General features: G+C 59.6%; 17 protein-coding genes. 1 reads left to right on the top strand and 16 read right to left on the bottom strand.

All coding sequences use genetic code 11. From position 1 onward, the window contains the following. From RXV86_RS21715 to RXV86_RS21680, 8 genes are all read right to left on the bottom strand, one after another. A partial coding sequence (locus RXV86_RS21715; protein ID WP_316302656.1) for a hypothetical protein occupies window positions 1-1,052 on the bottom strand: 1,052 nt, incomplete at its 3' end. Window positions 1,053-1,762: 710 nt separating this feature from the next. Further along, window positions 1,763-2,506 carry a DUF302 domain-containing protein gene (locus tag RXV86_RS21710; RefSeq protein ID WP_316302655.1) on the bottom strand — a complete coding sequence of 248 codons (744 nt, stop codon included), beginning with the start codon at window positions 2,504-2,506 and terminating at the stop codon, window positions 1,763-1,765. A 34-nt stretch (window positions 2,507-2,540) separates the two neighbouring features. Continuing rightward, the gene (locus RXV86_RS21705; RefSeq protein ID WP_316302654.1) at window positions 2,541-3,257 is read right to left on the bottom strand and encodes a hypothetical protein; all 717 of its coding nucleotides are present in this window, start codon (window positions 3,255-3,257) and stop codon (window positions 2,541-2,543) included. 301 nt (window positions 3,258-3,558) lie between these two features. Next, the gene (ribD, locus tag RXV86_RS21700; protein WP_316302653.1) at window positions 3,559-4,653 is read right to left on the bottom strand and encodes a bifunctional diaminohydroxyphosphoribosylaminopyrimidine deaminase/5-amino-6-(5-phosphoribosylamino)uracil reductase RibD; all 1,095 of its coding nucleotides are present in this window, start codon (window positions 4,651-4,653) and stop codon (window positions 3,559-3,561) included. Beyond that, window positions 4,650-5,117 (bottom strand): transcriptional regulator NrdR, encoded by a 468-nt coding sequence (nrdR, locus tag RXV86_RS21695; RefSeq protein ID WP_316302652.1) that lies wholly within the window; start codon window positions 5,115-5,117, stop codon window positions 4,650-4,652. Before nrdR ends, ribD begins: the two co-directional genes overlap by 4 nt. Before the next feature lie 322 nt (window positions 5,118-5,439). Then, the gene (locus RXV86_RS21690; RefSeq protein WP_316302651.1) at window positions 5,440-5,853 is read right to left on the bottom strand and encodes a secondary thiamine-phosphate synthase enzyme YjbQ; all 414 of its coding nucleotides are present in this window, start codon (window positions 5,851-5,853) and stop codon (window positions 5,440-5,442) included. Between the two features lie 38 nt (window positions 5,854-5,891). Next, on the bottom strand, window positions 5,892-6,320 hold the full coding sequence (locus tag RXV86_RS21685) for a hypothetical protein (protein WP_316302650.1): 429 nt from the start codon (window positions 6,318-6,320) through the stop codon (window positions 5,892-5,894). Window positions 6,321-6,416: 96 nt separating this feature from the next. Next, window positions 6,417-6,692 (bottom strand): HlyU family transcriptional regulator, encoded by a 276-nt coding sequence (locus RXV86_RS21680; RefSeq protein ID WP_316302649.1) that lies wholly within the window; start codon window positions 6,690-6,692, stop codon window positions 6,417-6,419. A 192-nt stretch (window positions 6,693-6,884) separates the two neighbouring features. Between RXV86_RS21680 and RXV86_RS21675 the strand changes: the two genes are divergently transcribed. Beyond that, window positions 6,885-7,433: a hypothetical protein gene (locus RXV86_RS21675; RefSeq protein ID WP_316302648.1), complete on the top strand. Its 549-nt coding sequence runs from the start codon at window positions 6,885-6,887 to the stop codon at window positions 7,431-7,433. A 44-nt stretch (window positions 7,434-7,477) separates the two neighbouring features. Here RXV86_RS21675 and rpoD read toward each other — a convergent pair whose 3' ends face one another. The 8 genes from rpoD to RXV86_RS21635 all read right to left on the bottom strand — a co-directional run bounded on the left by rpoD (window position 7,478) and on the right by RXV86_RS21635 (window position 17,604). After that, on the bottom strand, window positions 7,478-9,460 hold the full coding sequence (rpoD, locus tag RXV86_RS21670; protein WP_316302647.1) for an RNA polymerase sigma factor RpoD: 1,983 nt from the start codon (window positions 9,458-9,460) through the stop codon (window positions 7,478-7,480). Window positions 9,461-9,607: 147 nt separating this feature from the next. Then, on the bottom strand, window positions 9,608-11,575 hold the full coding sequence (gene dnaG / locus RXV86_RS21665; RefSeq protein ID WP_316302645.1) for a DNA primase: 1,968 nt from the start codon (window positions 11,573-11,575) through the stop codon (window positions 9,608-9,610). A 37-nt stretch (window positions 11,576-11,612) separates the two neighbouring features. Next, window positions 11,613-11,915 carry a hypothetical protein gene (locus RXV86_RS21660; protein WP_316302644.1) on the bottom strand — a complete coding sequence of 101 codons (303 nt, stop codon included), beginning with the start codon at window positions 11,913-11,915 and terminating at the stop codon, window positions 11,613-11,615. 194 nt (window positions 11,916-12,109) lie between these two features. Further along, on the bottom strand, window positions 12,110-12,658 hold the full coding sequence (locus tag RXV86_RS21655) for a sarcosine oxidase subunit gamma family protein (protein ID WP_316302643.1): 549 nt from the start codon (window positions 12,656-12,658) through the stop codon (window positions 12,110-12,112). Beyond that, on the bottom strand, window positions 12,651-15,572 hold the full coding sequence (locus tag RXV86_RS21650) for a sarcosine oxidase subunit alpha family protein (protein WP_316302641.1): 2,922 nt from the start codon (window positions 15,570-15,572) through the stop codon (window positions 12,651-12,653). The genes RXV86_RS21655 and RXV86_RS21650 overlap by 8 nt, the downstream gene beginning before the upstream one ends. Further along, the gene (locus tag RXV86_RS21645; protein ID WP_316302640.1) at window positions 15,569-15,841 is read right to left on the bottom strand and encodes a sarcosine oxidase subunit delta; all 273 of its coding nucleotides are present in this window, start codon (window positions 15,839-15,841) and stop codon (window positions 15,569-15,571) included. The genes RXV86_RS21650 and RXV86_RS21645 overlap by 4 nt, the downstream gene beginning before the upstream one ends. A gap of 1 nt (window position 15,842) precedes the next feature. Next, window positions 15,843-16,373 carry a hypothetical protein gene (locus tag RXV86_RS21640; RefSeq protein ID WP_316302639.1) on the bottom strand — a complete coding sequence of 177 codons (531 nt, stop codon included), beginning with the start codon at window positions 16,371-16,373 and terminating at the stop codon, window positions 15,843-15,845. Next, window positions 16,351-17,604, bottom strand: a complete 1,254-nt coding sequence (locus RXV86_RS21635) for a sarcosine oxidase subunit beta family protein (protein ID WP_316302637.1) — start codon at window positions 17,602-17,604, stop codon at window positions 16,351-16,353. Before RXV86_RS21635 ends, RXV86_RS21640 begins: the two co-directional genes overlap by 23 nt. Between the last annotated feature and the right edge of the window lie 19 nt (window positions 17,605-17,623).

Genomic DNA, 17,623 nt, shown 5'->3' with positions numbered 1-17,623 from the left:
ATCAGATACGTCACAGTGTCGCCCTCCGCAGGCGTCGCATCCCCCGATGCAAGCGTCTTCACCGTCACAAGATCAGCGTTCTGAATTTTCGAATTGGTAATGGTGCAGACCGCGCCATAATTGATGGCATCCAGAGAAGCCTCAATTGTCCGCGTGGCGTTGCTCACAGTCACGTAAGTCGCATTGCCACCCGACGGATCGGTGCAGGAAATTGAAGCCGTAGAGTCCCATCCTGCCAACGCCGCTTCGGTGATTGTAAGTGTTCTGGAGCCCGTCCCGCTCAACGGAACAAGGAAGGTCTGAGAGCCGCCATCGCCCAACGACGCCGATGCCGGTGTCACGGTTGCCGATGAACTCGCCGCGAAATCGAAACTAGCGGCATCACCGTCCGGGTCGGTTTGCTTGGTTATCGTCACGTATCCGTTGACTTCGACACCGGTCAAAGTCGCTGCCGAAGATTTGATGCATTTCGCGTTGGTTCCAGCAGTTATGTTTGATGCCGTACAGGTGTTACCATCAGCGCGGTTGTTGAAAACAAGAGTGTAAGGAACTGATAGAAGGTTCGTTCCCGCCGCAGGCGTACACAGAACATTGACGCTTTGAACTTCAAGAATCGCAGTTGAGCTAAGTTGAAAATCGCCACAAGTATCAAAATCGAGCGCCAAGAAAGGGTTGGGGGAGGTTGGGAAAAGCCCAAGAGAACACGTTGAGCCCGTCGCTGCATCAGCCGGCACTTGCCCCTCTTCACCCACAAAAAGCCCGATATCATATCTTTGGGCGCTTCCGCTGGTCACTTCGGCAAGAACATCGACCGAAACAACAGAACCAGCTCGGCAATTGGCAAGCGCAGTAGCCGCCGGTTGGTCAAAAGACAAAATCGTAGCGAAATCATTGGAAACACAAGACCGGGACCCGCCCGCACGTTCAGCAACGCATGACTGACCAGTCAGTGCAGTGATTGTCGCGGTTTGCGCCTGCGCGGGTCCGCAAAAAGCCAACACTAATGGCAAAAAAAAGCAGACAAACAATGACCAATAGTTCAGCTTTGACACTTTTGGGCCCCCAAAAAACGCGCTCGAAAATCCCCTATTGTTAATGACTCGTTACGCGCCCGAATACAATATGACCTCGCCCGGTATTTGGGTGTCAATCTTACGACTGCTTTGATTGTTACTAAATACTCCGGCGCAATTGGCGCCCTCACTCGTCTACTTAGCCGTAGGCAGAGCCGAAGGGATAAGACTCACAAACACGAATACACTGACATCGACCTCTCGGATTACACTTTCTCTCGGAAGAAGAAGCAAATCATCAAATGAATTCCTGACTACCATCATATTTTGATGCCAAGTCGCCGACGCAGGTGGGTTCATACTTGGCGCTTTCTCTTGGCGACCTCTTGGAACCGGCGTTCACTATTCGAACCGCCGCAAAGCAGTTATTACTTCAAGATGCAGCAACGGTTAACGTTGGGCTCTTTGCCGACATCTGACGCAATCAGTCGGATTTCTTCAGCCTGAATGGCTGCTTTCCAGATTCAGATTGGTCTACCGTGCGCCCGCAGAGAATGTCTGGAATCCGCCCTTCGTGAAGGTTTCTGCAGATAGCACCAAGGCTAAGTTTGGGCTCGAAGCAGACCTTCGCTGCGAAATGGAGCAACGACCGCTCTTGAGGCCACCCGAAATAAGGAAACCCCGGTGCCGCGTCCTCCGTCGGCGCCGGGGTTTCCGCTCACTGCCCCATGTGAGCTGTACGTGTCAGGTCACAGGTCGCCGTTGGCGCCTGCTTCCATGATGCTTTCGAGGTTCTCGCGCACCATCAGCGCCTTTTCCCGCAGTTCTGGCGAAATCTTGTTCGGGTTGGGCGAGGTATCCATCCAGCGCACGTCCCAATCCAGTGTCATGATCCACAGGTTGCCCTCGGCATCTTCCAGCACAGAAATCCGGCAGGGCACGAAAACCGAGAACTCGGGAACGTAATTGAGGATGTCGCGCATCGTCGGGATGTCGCAATAGCTGATCATCTCAAGCTTCGGCGAGGGCTCACCGGTGGTGGCTTCGATCACCTTCCAGGGGGTCGAATGGCCAACCTTCTTCATGTTCAAAAGGTTGGCCCGCAGGTCCATGGACTCGACCACGTCTTCCAGCGAGAGCCCGTCGGCGACGCGTTTCTTGGCCACCATGATCGAGATCGACTGCCTGAGTGACATCGGGTTACCCGCCATCATGCCCTGCATCATGATCATCTTGGCATTGGCCGACATCACGTTTTCCACGGTGGTGTTCGGCTCAGGCGTCCCGAGGAACGGAATTTTCAGGCTGAACCCGCCTTGCGGCATCCAGTTGATCCCGACCCCGGCATCCGCGCCGGCATAGGAAGTCGAGTTGTCGTACCCGCCATAGTCGTCATCCTGTGCCGCCAGCGGGGCCGCCATCACCATCAGCGCCGAAAGGGCGGCTGCAAAAATCTTGTGCAAGGGTTTCATCGTCTTGCCTTCCTTCTTCATCTCGTAAATCTCGCGTTCAGACCAGCTCTGGCGATCAGTTGCTGTCGCCCAGAACCCCGCCCAGCCCCATGGTCATCTGGAACATCGCTGTGGCCATCTGGGTCATCAGCGCCGGGTCCATCATCTTCATCATGCCGCTCATGAATTTCGGATCGGTCATGAAGCTGACATAGCTGGTCAGCATTTCTGGATCGGCGAATTTCATGATCATGCCGATCATGTCCGGATCAAACGCCATCTTCAGCATCGAGGTTATCAATTCCGGGTTAGCCATCTTGATCATTGCTTCCCAGACAGAGGGATTGATCATGAAATTGACCATCGTCGTCATCATTTCGGGGCTGGCCATGGCAAGGACGGCCTCGAGCGTAGCGGGCGAAAACAGTGCGCTGATCACCGGTGCCAGAAGCTGTGGATCGCCCAGGCTGACCAGAGCGTTCAGCATATTGGGGTTGAGCGCCACCTTCATCCAGGCGGTCATCACCTCCGGGTCAGCCAGCGCGACGGATGTCTTGAGCATGGCGTTCATCATGTCCGGATCGAACATCAGCTTGGTCCACGCCGTCAGCGCTTCGACACCCGGGTCTTCCTTGACCCCGCCCAAAAAGCTGGGGCTGGTAAAGGATTTGAGCCAGTCTCCGGTGCCGGCCAGGCTCTGGGCTTGAGCCGGTCCAACCTGTGCCGGGCCCAACAGCGCCACGCTGAGCGCAGCGGCCGAAACGACCCCTTTGGCGAGTGTCTTGATACGCATGCTAGTCCTCCGTTGGCGGGTCGGTTTACGACCCCACAATCACGCTGCGCACCCCGGCCACGACAGTGGTGGCAATGGACCGCAGCAATTCCTGACAGATTAATACATAGAGATACCCGAATTTGAAATAAAAATATCCCCGCCGGCCGGGTTTCCTGCGGGTGCCAACATCCGCAATCTGAGGATTATGCTGTTTTGCGAAAGACTTAACTGACGTAACGCGAAGCGCGTACAAAATGACGCGATGGCAAATTTTCCAGAGTTTTCCGTATGTCGCGTGGCAGTGGGCGAGAATCCCGCCTTAACTGCGCTGCCAGATATGCAGCACATCATCGCCAATCGGGCGGGTGTCGCGCAGGGCAAATCGTGGGGCGTCCGAAAGATGAGCCAAACCCAGACCGCCAATCGCAGGCAATCCCTCGGCACCAATGCCAAGACCGGCGGTAAAACCCACCAACTCGTCGACCAGGTCCGAAACCAAAAGCGACGCGGCCAGCCCGCCGCCACCTTCGCAAAACACCCGGGTCAGGCCGGCACGCCCTAACTCCTGCAGCACCGAAGTCAGATCCAATTGCCCGGCTGAGACCGCGCAGGGGATCAATCGTGCGCCGATACCCTCCCAGGCCTCGTGCAGGGTAGGGTCGATATCGGGGCCATGGGCAAGCCAGAGCGGTATCTCGCGGGCAGAACGCGCAAGGCGGCTCATCATTGGCAGGTCGAGTCTGCGCGACACGACAATGCGCACCGGCTGGCGTTCGGCCCCCATGTCGCGCACGGTAAGCGACGGATCGTCGGCCCGTGCCGTGCCGCCGCCCACCATCACCGCATCATGGCAGGCGCGCATCGCGTGAACCATGCGCCGCGCCTGCGGCCCGGTGATCCACTGGCTTTCACCTGTGGCAGTGGCGATGCGGCCATCGAAGCTGGAGGCCAGTTTCAGGGTCACGAAAGGGCGCCCCTGTTCCGTGCGCAGGAAGAACCCGGCGTGGTCGCGGGCGGCCTCATCCGCCAGAACACCGGTCGTCACCTTGATGCCGGCATCGCGCAGCATCGCAAACCCCTGCCCCGAAACGCGCGGATCACTGTCGGCCAGCGGTGCCACCACATGCGCGACCCCGGCATCGATCAGGGCCGCAGCACAGGGCGGAGTTTCGCCGTGATGGGCGCAAGGCTCCAACGACACGTAGGCCGTGGTCCCCCGCGCCGACGCGCCGGCCTGAGCCAGCGCTTGCGGCTCGGCATGGGGCCGACCACCGGGCGCAGTCACCCCGCGCCCAACGATGCGGCCATCCTTAACGATCACACAACCGACAGCGGGATTGGGCCATGTCTGTCCCATCCTGCGCCGGCCCAGTGCCAAGGCATGGGCCATGTATCGGTGGTGATCTGCGCTCACTCTTCCGGCTTGACGTCGGGACGCAGCTCCGAGACGAATTTATCGAAATCGTCTGCGGCCTGGAAGTTCTTGTAAACGCTGGCAAATCGCACGTAGGCGACGGTGTCGATCCGGGCCAGAGTCTCCATCACGATTTCGCCGATGACCTTGGACTGGATATCCGTCTCGCCCATGCTTTCCAGTCGCCGGACAATGCCCGAGATCATCTGGTCGATCCGGTCCGGCTCGATCGGGCGTTTCTGCATCGAGATGCGGATCGAGCGTTCCAGCTTCTCGCGGTCGAAATCCTCGCGCCGGCCGTTGGATTTGATCACCACCAGATCGCGCAGCTGCACACGTTCATAGGTGGTGAACCGGCCCCCACAGGCCGGGCAAAAACGGCGCCGCCGGATGGACACGTGGTCCTCGGCTGGCCGGGAATCTTTCACTTGGGTGTCGATGTTACCGCAAAACGGGCAGCGCATGGCCGTCCCCCTTCTTTTCATTCTCTGCCTCGGGTCTGGGGTCTGTGGCCCCAGTTATCCACAGGCACTATAGGGGAGCCGCTAGGGTTTGGGTAGAGGGCATTTGCGACCCCAAGATACGGACAAGTGGGAATGTTGCAGAACTGTTCCCATGTTGCGCAGCAACCGGGGTGTTAGGGTAGATCCAACTGGCAATCCCAAAGCCGGTCATGCACAAAGGCGCCTCGACAGATTGCCAGGTTAGGGTGACTTGTCGGGGCACCCATTTCATTTCACTGTTTCGTTCGCATTACGTTCAAACCCAAGATCGGATTGGAACGTGCTACGTCTGGAAATGCGCTGCCACGGTTCGCCCGTGCGGCGCATTTCTATGTTCAAACAAATAGATCCCCTGCCAGGTGCCAAGGACCGGTTTGCCTTGCGCCACCGGGATTGACAGGCTGACCGGCATCATTGCCGCCTTGATATGGGCGGGCATGTCGTCGGGGCCCTCATAGGTGTGGGTCAGATAGGACATCGACGGATCAGTCGTCGGCGGCACCAGCCGGTGGAAAAAATTGCGCAGGTCGGTCTGAACCTCGGGATCGGCATTTTCCTGTATCACCAGACTGCAGGAAGTGTGACGAACGAAAAGGGTCAAAAGGCCGTCGCCCTGCCCCGCCGTCCAGCGGATGACATCGCGAGTAAACTCGTAGAGTCCCTGGCCGCGGGTCGAGATGTGGAATGTGGTCTGCATGGGCGCAGAATGCGCCAGCAATTCAACATGGGCAAGGTTCAGTGAAACGGCCAGCGTTCCGTCAATTCTTCCCAAACATCCGAGCAGAACCCCTCGGCATGGCCGACGCTGAGATTGAACCCGGGGGTGCGGATCGACACGGAATAATTGCCGTTATCGCCGGGGCGGGTACCGGGCAGAAGCGCGCCAGACGGGGCGATGGTATAGGTTACGGCGCGGCGACCCTGTTGGGTGGTGCTGGGGCCGTAGCCCTTCGAGATATAGACCCTCTGCGTCGGCCCTGCCCCCTTGGCGCGAGCATATTGCGCCGCCGCGCACCAGAATTGCCGTGGTCCCGACCCGGCGCGGGCGATCACCTCATAGCCGTTCGCAACGGGATTGACCGTCAGGCCGTTGATGGCGGTATAGGCGTTGGCGGTGGGGGCGAGCAGGGTCGCGGCAAGTGTGGCGGCTGCAAATATGCGCATGGGAACCTCCCGGAACTGCGTTACCCTACAAATGTAGGCCGCTTGGGTGGCTTATCAAATCAAGTTTCGGATTTGGGCGGACGGTTGCGCGTTCCCTCAGCGAAAAATCTTCTCACCCTGCTCATCAATCAACTGCCTGGCCTTGCTCAGCGACGCCTCGATCGCGGTGCCTTCGCCGCCATAGGTGTCGGCGCGGATCATCTGGTGGATTTTCAGATCGCCCCCCACCTCCTTTTCGATCCGCGCGCCGATGCGGTAGCCATGAGCTTCCTTGGAGGGTTCAGGGAAGATCGCGAAATCCTTGTAGAGTTCCGGTTCGGCTTGTTGTTGGGCCTGGGGCTTTCCCCCGAAGAGTTTTGACAAAAGCGACATGGGCGGACCTCCGTTTCGGGGAGTTTGCCGGTTTTGGGGCGATGGGGCTAGTGGGTTTTGGAAGGTCGGAGGGTGAGGGCAGGATGTGCACTCTACACTTTTTATGCACACCCCTCAAATCAGATATGTATCAGATATTGACGACCATCACATATCTGATATGATGCAGCAAATCTGATAAGGAGATTCGCCATGAAAACCATTGAAATTTCACGGACCGCGTATTCCTACCTAAAGGAACTAGCGGTGCCCTTCGAAGACACGCCGGCTATTGTACTGGATCGAATTATTGCAGAACACTCTGCATTAAAAAGTGAGCACCCCTCTAAATCGCAGACACACTCTGAAGCAAGCTTGAAGCTGAATTTCGGTTTGGAAGACACCCCGAATGTTAGTTTCACGACAATTAGCTTAGCCCATATCAATGGGCGCGCGACTAAGGCTCACTATTGGAACGATATCTTGGAAGAGCTGCTTGTGATTGCTTCGAGCGTTGCGAAAATGGAAGAACTGGACAAAATGCTGAACCTCCAATTCGTGCATGGCTCCCGCGTTGAAAATGGTTATCGTCCTGTCGAAAGCGCCGGTTTCTCTTTTCAAGGAGTGGACGCCAACCGCGCCTGCAAAAGCATCGCGATACTATCTAAAACGTTCGATATACCTGTAACCTTGGATATCTCTTGGCAGCACAATAGCAAAGCGCAATACCCGGGACAGTCCGGTACGATCAATCTGCCGTAGAAAAAACCGCGACAAATTGAGCGCCGTTTTAAACGGCCATACCGTCACTGATCCAGGAAACTCCGCAGCTTCCGGCTCCGCGAGGGATGTTTCAACTTCCGCAAAGCCTTGGCCTCGATCTGGCGGATGCGCTCGCGGGTCACAGAGAACTGCTGACCGACCTCTTCCAGTGTGTGGTCGGTGTTCATGCCGATGCCGAAGCGCATGCGCAGGACACGTTCTTCGCGCGGTGTGAGCGAGGCGAGCACGCGGGTGGTGGTTTCCTTGAGGTTTTCCTGAATGGCGCTGTCCAAGGGCAGCACGGCATTCTTGTCCTCGATGAAATCGCCAAGCTGCGAGTCCTCTTCGTCGCCAATCGGCGTTTCGAGCGAGATCGGTTCCTTGGCGATCTTCATCACCTTGCGGACCTTCTCAAGCGGCATTTGCAGCTTTTCGGCCAGTTCCTCGGGCGTCGGCTCGCGGCCGATTTCGTGCAGCATCTGGCGGCCGGTCCGGACCAGTTTGTTGATCGTCTCGATCATGTGAACCGGGATACGGATGGTGCGGGCCTGATCGGCGATCGAGCGGGTGATCGCCTGACGGATCCACCAGGTCGCGTAGGTCGAGAATTTATAGCCGCGACGGTATTCGAACTTGTCCACCGCCTTCATCAACCCGATATTACCTTCCTGAATGAGATCAAGGAATTGCAGCCCGCGGTTGGTGTATTTCTTGGCAATCGAGATCACCAGGCGCAGGTTGGCCTCGACCATTTCCTTCTTGGCCTGACGTGCCTCTTTCTCACCCTTCTGGACCTGCTGCACGATGCGGCGGAATTCGGGGATATCTAGGCCGACATAGGTGCCGACCTGGGCCATGTCGGCGCGCAGTTCCTCGACCTTGTCGGTCGAGCGTTCGATGAACATCTGCCAGCCACGCCCCGGTTTCTGGGACATCTCATCGAGCCAGGTCGGGTCAAGTTCGCGACTGCGATAGGCTTCGATGAATTCGCGGCGGTTGATCCGGGCCTGGTCGGCCAGTTTCACCATAGCTGAGTCAATCTGCATGATGCGGCGGTTGATGCCGTAAAGCTGATCGATCAGGGCCTCGATCCGGTTGTTATGCAGGTGAAGCTCGTTCACCAGCTCGACAATCTCGGCGCGCAGCTTCTGGTAGGTCTTTTCTTCCTTCTTCGAGAAGGAGTCGTCTTCGTTCAGGGTGGCCGAAATCCGGCTGTCCTGCATTTCGGAGAGTTGCACATAGTCGTCGGCGATGCGGTCGAGCATCTCGAGAACCCGCGGTTTCAGCGCAGCTTCCATCGCGGCGAGCGACATGTTGGCCTGCTCGTCCTCGTCGTCGTCGTCATCTTCCTTGGAGATCGGGTTGCCGTCGGCATCCAGTTCCTGCTCGGCCTCTTTCTTGGGGGCCGAGGTGACGTTGGCGGCCGTGGCGACAGGCTCTTCCTCTTCCTCTTCCTCGCCCAATTGGCCCGAGAAAGTGGTTTCAAGATCGATTACATCGCGCAGAAGGATGTCTTCGGACAGAAGTTCGTCGCGCCAGATGGTGATCGCCTGGAAGGTCAGCGGGCTTTCGCAAAGCCCGGCGATCATGGTGTTGCGGCCGGCCTCAATCCGCTTGGCGATGGCGATTTCACCCTCGCGCGACAGCAGTTCGACGCTGCCCATTTCGCGCAGGTACATGCGCACCGGGTCGTCGGTGCGATCCAGCTTTTCGGCGGTTCCCGACCCGAGCGTCAGTTCGCCCTTCTGACCGGCGGCGACAAGCTCGGTGTTCTTGTTCTCTTCTTCCTCGGCCTCTTCGTCCTCGATGATGTTGATGCCCATTTCGCTGAGCATCGACATCACGTCTTCGATTTGTTCGGACGAAACCTGATCGGGCGGCAGCACCTGGTTGAGCTGATCATAGGTGATGTAGCCCCGCTCGCGCGCCTCGGCGATCATCTTTTTCACCGCGGCCTGGCTCATATCAAGCGAGGTCTGCGGCTCCTGGTCGTCGGGCTTGCGATCTTCGGTGTCCTTGGCGGCCATGGAATGCTCCTGCTGGGTCACGTTGGGGCGTCGTTACCTAGTAACTGATTCGCGGGTGATTCGCGAGAGGCCGAATCATCAGGCCTGAGAAAGTGATTCGGCCACCCGTTTACCCTGTTTTCTTTACGGTTTCGTCACCGCGATGTGTCATTGTTGCCGTTTGGCATGTCCGATCTGGTCGAGAAGGGCGTCGAAGGCATCGCGTTCCTCACGATTGATTCGGGCCCCGTTGTCACCGATGTCGTATTGGGTCTTGTCCTCTTGCTGGCCATGCTCGGCGCGGTTTCGGGCCTCGGCGGCCTGATGCAAACGCCATGTCAGCGCCTCGTCGGCAACCTCACCGATATCGGCCTCGGCTTCTTGCACCTCGGCGCGACGGGCCAGGCGGGCCTTGTATTTGGTCAGTTCCTCAAGAACCGTTTGCCGGGCCAGCTCGCCGTCATCAGGCCGTTTCAGCGCCGGAACCACGGCGAGATGGGATTGCGCCATCAACTTTTCAACATGCGCCGGATCAATCTGTGCAAGGAAGGTTTCGATTTCCTTGTCGTCGCGGGCGGAGGCAAGGTTCAGCACGGTGTCGCGCAGGGCGGTATAGGCAGGCTCGGACACCTCCAGCGCGTAGAGGTCGCCTTCGAATTCGGCGGCAAGCTTGGGATGCTTCAGAAGCACCGCGAGAATGACCGAGATGCGCAGGTGATCCAGCCGGTCCTCGTCGATGGCTGACAATTGCGAGGCAACGCTTTGCCCGGCCAGGATCGAATGGCGAGTGGAGGTTTCGACCTGCGGCGCGCGGTTCTGCCAATTGCCCCGACTGGGCGTGTTGCGGCGCGGGTTGAAAAGCTGCCAGCGCATATCCTTGATCGCCTGGCCGTAATGCTGGCGGATCGAGGGGTCGGCAATGAGTTTTATCTTGTCGCGCAGTGCCTTATCGAGCGCGGCCTTGCGTTCGGGACTGTCGAACACCTTGCCCTCGATCTCGCGTTGCCAGAGCAGATCAACCATCGGCATGGCCTTGTCGAGAAGGGCCTGAACCGCCCCTGCCCCGCCGCTGCGGATCACGTCGTCGGGGTCCTGCCCTTCGGGCATGATGGCAAACCGCAAGGACCGGCCCGCCTCGAGCAGAGGCAGGGCAATGTCGATGGTGCGCATGGCGGCGCGCAGGCCTGCAATGTCACCATCAAGCGCGATCAGCGGTTCCTCAGCAATACGCCAGAGAAGCGCCAGGTGGTGTTCGGTCACAGCAGTGCCAAGGGGTGCTACAGCAGCGCCGAACCCGGCCTCGGAAAGGGCAATGACGTCCATGTAGCCCTCGGCCACGATCAAGGGTTGACCCTTGCCGGCGGCCTCTCGCGCCGGACCGTGATTGTAGAGCGTGCGGGACTTGTCGAACAGCAGGGTTTCGGGCGAATTCAGATACTTGGCGTTGTCATTTGGGTCCATCGCCCGGCCACCGAAAGCAATGCAGCGGCCACGGGCATCGCGGATCGGGAACATGATGCGGTTGCGGAACGTGTCATAGGGGCGGCCGCCCTGTTTGGTCGAGGGTTTGGCAAGGCCGCACTCAAGGATCAACTGGTCCTCAACGCCCTTGCCCTTGAGGTGATCCCACAGGTTTTGCCAGCCCTCGGGAGCAAAGCCGATGTCGAATTTTTCCTGCGTTTCCAGCCGCATGCCGCGCCCGTCAAGGTAGTCGCGTGCCGCCGCTCCGGCCCCGGTCTTGAGCTGCAGGCGGAAGAACTGAACCGCCTGTTCCATGACCTCCATGAGTTGGCTGCGCCGATCAGCCTTTTCCTGGGCCTTGGGGTCGCGTTCTGGCATCGGCAAACCAGCCTCGCCAGCGAGGATTCGGATTGCTTCCATGAAGTCGACATTCTCGGTTTCACGGACAAAGGAAATCGCATCACCCTTGGCGTGACAGCCAAAGCAATAGTAATATCCCTTGCGGTCATCTACATGAAAAGACGCGGTTTTTTCGTGGTGGAAGGGGCAAGGCGCCCACATATCACCCTTGCCCTGGTTCGACTTGCGGGAGTCCCACATAACCTTGCGGCCCACCACTTGGGCAAGCGAGGTGCGCGAGCGGAGCTCGTCAAGGAATCCGGGGGGCAGCGACATGGGTTAAATATGCGGGTGAAGCTGCCTTAAAACAAGATCACTGCTTGAATCCGTTGCACTGTTCTTCGAACGGGGTGCGGATATCCTGTTCCAGCAGGGCCTCGTCCAGCGAATAAACATAGTCGACCAGGATCGGCACCGAGGTCGCGATCTTCTTCTTGGCGGCGGCGGCAAGTTCGGTTGTGACCGCCACTTTCTCCTTGTTTTCCACACGCATTTCAACGGCTTGCGCGATAATGTCGGCCTGTGCGGCACAGCGCTTTTCGCGTTGGCGTTTGCTTTCGGCCAAGGCCGGTGTGGCGACGGCAAGGATCAATGTGGCAGTGAGGACAGGGCGCATGTGGGCTCCGAAAATGACTACGGTCTGAACCCTAGGTACGTGAACAGGCAACGCCGTTACAGGGGAAAAATCAAGGCACCGTCCCGCTGGGTTAATACCGTGGATTAACCTAAAATCAGGGGGCTGGAATCCGTCTGCTATCCGTCGGGTATCTGTCTGGCGTTCGGTGGCGCAAGGAAGTGTCAGGACATTGGTTAACCCAGCGCACGCCGCCCGGCGACCGACAGCATCGCCTCGCTCAGGTCATGCACAAGGGTTTTCGCCATCGAGCGGAACACCATGATGTCGTAGCGGTTTTCGCCGGTGCGCATCAGGATCGCGCTCATATGGGCCAATTCACTCCGGGCGGCATGGCCGCGTTTGAACCGGGTTGCGCGCAAGTCCAGCGGCGTGAGCCGGGCCAGCACGTCGCGGGCCCCCTCGCCTTCGAGGGTAACGCTGGTCCAGGCATCGGACTGGTCGGTCAGCGCCGCACCGGCAATGTCACCCGGGGTTGCCCCCAGAACCATCGCCTGCCCCATGCCGGACCAGACCACGCGCCCGCCCGATTTACCGTTTAGGCGGTTTGCGGCCGGGAATGCCGCGCCGATGGCGGATTTGAGCGCGTCAGAGACAGTTTTTTCCTGCCCTTTGAAGGGCGCGACGGAGGTAATGGCGTCAATATCCATCTCGGACAGGGTGACGGTTCCGATGGTTTGCGGCAAAAGCCCTTCACATGGCGTTTTGGCGGTCAGATCAGTCACGGGCGCGCCCTCCTTCCGGATCAAAGAACACGGGGTTCACAACTTCGCAGGTGGTTTCCACCCTGCGCAGGTGGTCGACCATGCGGATCTCTTCACCAATCCGGTCGGGGCCGTTTCGCAGGAAGCCAAGACCAAGGAAATGGCCCAACGTCGGTGAAAACCCGACGGAAGTGATATAGCCCTGGTCGTTGACGCGGATCGCCTCGTCACCGGCGTTGAACAGGTGTGCCCCGGCCGTGAGCTGCTTCACAACACCTACGGGTTTCAGGCCAATCAGCCGCTCGCGGTCCGGGTCCATAAGGCCTGGGCGCTGGCTGGCGGTTTTGCCGAAGAAATCCTTCTTCTTGCTCATCATGCCCTGCATGCCGATGTCGAAGGCGGTGACGCGACCGTGGATTTCGCTATGGGTGATGAAGCCCTTTTCGATCCGCAGCACATTGAGCGCTTCCATCCCGTAGGCCCCGCCGCCCATTTCCTCGGCGCGGGCGCGCAGGGTGCGGAACAGGCTTTCGCCGTAACGCGCCGGGACGGCGATTTCGTAGGCATGTTCACCCGAGAAGGAGATGCGGAACAGCCGTGCGTTAATGCCGCCCACGCTGACGGGGCCGCAGCCCATGAAGGGGAAATCCTCGTCCGTGATCGGTGTGTCCAGCAGGCCATTGATCAACTCGCGCGATTTCGGTCCGGCGACGGCGAATTGCGCCCATTGCTCGGTGGCCGAGATAATCTGGACATCAAGGTCGGGGCGGAGCGCCTGGCGGACAAATTCGAGATGGCGCATCACCTGGCCCGCCGCGGCGGTGGTGGTGGTCATCAGGTAGTGGTTTTCCGACAGGCGCGCGGTGGTGCCATCGTCCATCACGTGGCCGTCCTCGCGCAGCATCAGCCCATAACGGGCGCGACCAACTTTCAGAGTCGAGAACATGTTGGTGTAGACGAAATCGAGGAATTCACCCGCATCGGGGCCCTGAATGTCGACCTTGCCGAGGGTGGAGACGTCGCAGATACCAACGGCGTTGCGCACGTAGCCCACTTCGCGGTCGCAGGATTGGCGCCAGTTGGTTTCTCCTGCTTTGGGGAAATAGGACGGGCGATACCATAACCCGGCCTCGACCTTGGGGGCCTCTTCACTGGCCGCATGGGAGGTGGTGAAGCGTTCCGGCGCGAAGCCTTTGTTCTGGGTCCCGGCGGCAACGGCGGCCATGGTCATCGGAGCATAGGGTGCCCGGTAGGTGGTGGTGCCGGTTTCTGGAATCGAGCGCCCCGTGGCATCGGCCAGAACTGCCAGCGCCCCCATGTTCGAATTCTTGCCCTGATCGGGGGCCATCCCCTGCGTGGTGTAGCGTTTCATATGCTCGACGCTGCGATAGGCCTCTGTCGCGGCGAGCTTCACGTCCTTGACAGTGACGTCGTTTTGGAAGTCGAGCCAGGCACGGCCTTTGCCGGGGACTGACCACATTGGGGTGATGTCATATTGTCCGTCTTCAGCCTTGGGCAGTTTGGTGCCAGCCGGTTTCATCCCCAGACCAGAAAGCGCGGTTTGCGCAGCGGCCTGGCCTTGTTGCAAGGCTTGCGCCGTCGAGAATACGCCGTTGGCCGCGCCCACCGCGTCCAGACCCGGGACCATGCCGGGATTTGGGTGGAAGCTGGCGGTGGCCTCATCCCATTCCGGGCGGCCGCCCATGTGGCAGGTCAGGTGCAGCGACGGGTTCCAGCCACCCGAAACTGCGAGGCAGTCGGTTTGCAGCTTTTCGATACCTGACGCGGTGGCGATGGAGATGGCTTCCAGAGCCTTACGACCCTCGGCACCGCAGACCTGGCCTTGGTAGAAGGGCACGTCGAGATCGGTTTTCGCGCCAGGGCGGCTGTCGATCAGGGCCGCGACATGGATCCCGGCGGTTTGCAGGTCGCGCACGGTGTCATGGGCGCTGTCATTGTTGCCAAATACTGCGACCGAGCGGCCCGGCGCCACGGCATAGCGGTTGAGATAGGTCCGCACGGCGCCTGCCATCATGATGCCGGGGCGGTCGTTGTTCTGAAAGGCAATGGGGCGCTCCAGGCTGCCCGCGGCAAGGATCGCGCGTTTGGCAACGATACGCCAGAAGGCTTCGCGCGGGGCGGTGCCGGGGTGGGCCTCGTGCATCGCCACCCGTTCCATGGCGGAATAAGTGCCGGTGTCATAGGCGCCCGTGACGGTGGTGCGTGGCATGCAGCGAACATTGTCCATCGCGGCCAGACGGGACACCATTTCAGCGGCCCAGTCGCTGCCGGGTTGGCCATCGACCTCGGTAGTATCCGAGTTCAGCCGCCCGCCCATGCGCGAATCCTCGTCCGCCAGGATCACGTCGGCCCCGGCCTGTGCAGCCTCGTAAGCGGCCATCAAGCCGGCTGGGCCTGCCCCGATCACCAGCACGTCGCAATGGGCAAAAGCACGTTCATAGCGGTCGGTGTTTTCATCCCCCGAAAGCGCCCCGAGACCAGCCGCCCGGCGGATCATCGGCTCGTAAAGCTTTTCCCAGAAGGCGCGCGGCCACATGAAGGTCTTGTAGTAGAACCCGGCGCTGAAGAAGGGCGCGGCAAGGTCATTCATCGCCAGAATGTCGAAATTGACCGAGGGCCAGCAATTCTGGCTGCGCGCGTTGAGACCGTCATACAACTCCAGCGTGGTGGCGCGCAGGTTGGGTTCCTGTGCCTGTCCCGCCCCAAGGGTCACGAGTGCATTGGGCTCTTCCGGCCCGGCGGTCATCACGCCGCGGGGCCGGTGGTATTTGAAACTGCGCCCCAGGACCTTGAGACCGTTGGCCATCAGAGCCGAAGCCAGCGTGTCGCCATCGAACCCCTCGTAAGTGTGGCCATCATAGGTGAAACGAATGCGGTTTTCGCGGTCGATCAACCCGCCGGAAGAGAGCCTCATTTGCCTGCCTCCTTCACATCGCGGGCCAATTCAACGGAATGGACCTGGTGGGTGACGGTATCGCGGGTGACCACCAGCCAGGCGGCGCATCCGCTTTCGTGATACCAGAGCTCGCGGGTGGGCCCGGCCGGGTTGTCGCGGTTATGCAGGTAATCGTTCCATTCACCCGACCCGGCCTCGGGGTCGGGGCGATCCAATGCCAGGGCATCGCCCTGATAGGTAAATTCGCGTCGGTCGCGGGACCCGCACAGGGGACAGTCAATACGCATGTCAGCTTTCCTCGTCAGGCCAGACGGCGTCGCAGACCGCGTCATCAACGCGGTTGAGCCGATAGGTCACAAATTGCTGGGGACGTTCGGCAAGATCGATGGCACCACCGCAGGTTTCTGTATCCCCCACCATCACGTAGCGTGTGCGAAGTTCCAGAACCTCTCCGTCGTCGCGGATGATCTGGAACCAGCCGCCATCGCAATCGACCGAACAATTCCACGCATCACCGCCGCGCCGCTGATCGGGGTAGCAAAACATCCCGCCGTCAAACACCTGCCCGCCAAATCCGTCCCGCGCGACATGGCCCTGGTTGGCGGTCAGGGTGCGCACCGAGGCGTAGGGATCGTCGCCGTCGAAAACCTCGGGAGGATACTTGAAGAATTCGAGCCAGATCCGATCAACAATCTGATCCGGATGCGCCGCCAAGTGCGCATCCGAATAGTCACGGGCAAAACACCCCAGTGTAGGCTCGGCAATCGCCGGCGCGGTCAGGAGAACTGCGAACAGACTAGTGTAGATTGTGCTGCGCACCGGTGCCCTCCTCATCCATTAGCCCCCGCCCGGTTTCGAACCGGTCGAGCCGCAGCTTCGCCGCCGCCTCGTGCGGGGTACCGGTGGCCATCAGGTGCGCCATGCACCAGCCCGAAGCCGGTACCGCCTTGAATCCGCCATAGCACCAGCCGGTATTGAGGTAGAGCCCATCTACATGAGTGTGATCGATGATCGGCGACCCGTCGGGCGACATGTCCATGATCCCGCCCCAGCTGCGCAGCAGTTTGGACTTGCCGATCATCGGCATCAGGGTGACGCCCGCCTCAATCACGTGTTCGGCAGCGGGTAGGTTCCCACGGCTGGCGTAGGAGGCGTAGAAGTCGATATCCCCACCAAAGACCAGCCCCCCCTTGTCGGATTGCGAGATATAGAAGTGGCCCATGCCGAAGGTCACAACATGATCGACGCAAGGCTTGAGTCCTTCGGTGACAAAGGCCTGCAGGACGTGGGATTCGATTGGAATGCGCATGCCGGCCATTGCCGCCACCTGCCCTGAGCGTCCGGCGGCAACCATGCCAACCTTTTTGGCCTTGATTGACCCACGGGTGGTTTGCACGCCAACCACCTTGCCGCCCTCGATGTCGATACCGGTGACTTCGCAATTCTGAATCAGGTCGACGCCGCGCTGGTCGGCGCCACGGGCATAGCCCCAAGCCACAGCATCGTGGCGGGCGGTGCCGCCGCGCTTGTGATAGAGCCCGCCATAAATAGGGAACCGTTCCTGTTCATAATTCAGATAGGGCAACAGTTTCTTGCAACCTTCTCGATCGAGAAGGATGGCGTCGTCGCCCTGGTTGATCATGGCGTTGCCCCGTCGGGCGGCGGCATCGCGCGCGCCATCCGAGTGGAACAGGTTGATGATACCGCGCTGCGAATGCATCACGTTGTAATTCAGTTCCTCCTCGAGCCCTTCCCAGAGCTTGAGCGAATGGGAATAGAATTCGGAATTGCCCGGCAGGCCATAATTGGCGCGCACAATGGTGGTGTTGCGGCCCACGTTGCCGCCGCCCAGATAGCCCTTTTCCAGCACGGCAATATTGGTCAGCCCGTGATTCTTGGCCAGATAATAGGCAGTGGAAAGGCCGTGACCGCCGCCACCTATGATCACGGCGTCATATTCCGCCTTTGGTTCGGGATCACGCCAATGCGGTGTCCAGCCTTTGTTACCTGTCAGGCCCTCTTTCAAAACGCGCAGCGCAGAAAAGCGCATGGTTCCCTCCCTGGTGGCA

Source organism: Aliisedimentitalea sp. MJ-SS2 (assembly GCF_032586155.1).
GTDB lineage: Bacteria > Pseudomonadota > Alphaproteobacteria > Rhodobacterales > Rhodobacteraceae > JAWHTC01.
This window is presented reverse-complemented; position numbering and strand designations above follow the sequence as displayed.

Coding starts and splice junctions, on each gene's coding strand:
- nrdR (WP_316302652.1), bottom strand. CDS start 5,117: ATGCGCTGCCCGTTTTGCGGTAACATCGACACCCAAGTGAAAGATTCC.
- RXV86_RS21645 (WP_316302640.1), bottom strand. CDS start 15,841: ATGCGTATTGACTGTCCCCTGTGCGGGTCCCGCGACCGACGCGAATTT.
- RXV86_RS21635 (WP_316302637.1), bottom strand. CDS start 17,604: ATGCGCTTTTCTGCGCTGCGCGTTTTGAAAGAGGGCCTGACAGGTAAC.
- RXV86_RS21685 (WP_316302650.1), bottom strand. CDS start 6,320: ATGCGCATATTTGCAGCCGCCACACTTGCCGCGACCCTGCTCGCCCCC.
- RXV86_RS21705 (WP_316302654.1), bottom strand. CDS start 3,257: ATGCGTATCAAGACACTCGCCAAAGGGGTCGTTTCGGCCGCTGCGCTC.
- RXV86_RS21710 (WP_316302655.1), bottom strand. CDS start 2,506: ATGAAGAAGGAAGGCAAGACGATGAAACCCTTGCACAAGATTTTTGCA.
- rpoD (WP_316302647.1), bottom strand. CDS start 9,460: ATGGCCGCCAAGGACACCGAAGATCGCAAGCCCGACGACCAGGAGCCG.
- RXV86_RS21675 (WP_316302648.1), top strand. CDS start 6,885: ATGAAAACCATTGAAATTTCACGGACCGCGTATTCCTACCTAAAGGAA.
- RXV86_RS21650 (WP_316302641.1), bottom strand. CDS start 15,572: ATGAGGCTCTCTTCCGGCGGGTTGATCGACCGCGAAAACCGCATTCGT.
- RXV86_RS21660 (WP_316302644.1), bottom strand. CDS start 11,915: ATGCGCCCTGTCCTCACTGCCACATTGATCCTTGCCGTCGCCACACCG.
- RXV86_RS21680 (WP_316302649.1), bottom strand. CDS start 6,692: ATGTCGCTTTTGTCAAAACTCTTCGGGGGAAAGCCCCAGGCCCAACAA.
- dnaG (WP_316302645.1), bottom strand. CDS start 11,575: ATGTCGCTGCCCCCCGGATTCCTTGACGAGCTCCGCTCGCGCACCTCG.
- RXV86_RS21690 (WP_316302651.1), bottom strand. CDS start 5,853: ATGCAGACCACATTCCACATCTCGACCCGCGGCCAGGGACTCTACGAG.